The organism is Bacillus cereus group sp. BfR-BA-01379, from assembly GCF_022663605.1.
GTDB lineage: Bacteria > Bacillota > Bacilli > Bacillales > Bacillaceae_G > Bacillus_A > Bacillus_A mobilis.
Genome location: NZ_JAKUFT010000240.1, coordinates 1 through 292 on the forward strand (window position 1 = coordinate 1; position 292 = coordinate 292).

Below are 292 nucleotides of genomic sequence, written 5' to 3' on the forward strand. Positions count from 1 at the left end.
TATACATTTTGTAACGAATGTACAATGCTTTCTGCGAGTACGTTTTGTAACTAAAACGCATTCTTTTCTACGTGTTACTTTCGTAACGAACGTCCATTTTTGAACGCGGACACGAGTACATTTCGTAACAAATGTCCACTTTTTAACGTGAGTACATTTTGTAACGAACGTACAATGTTTCACGCGAGTACACCTTGTTCTTGGGCATTTACAATCTTCGCTACACTCTATTTTTGTTGTGCAATCATCATCGCACTCAAATGTACTTGGATCTTGATGTAAGAAATCTTCC

General features: G+C 37.3%; 1 pseudogene. It reads right to left on the minus strand.

What is annotated here, in order from left to right:
- Positions 1-292 (minus strand): annotated as a pseudogene (gene exsB, locus MR113_RS27655) (exosporium protein ExsB); the annotation flags it as partial.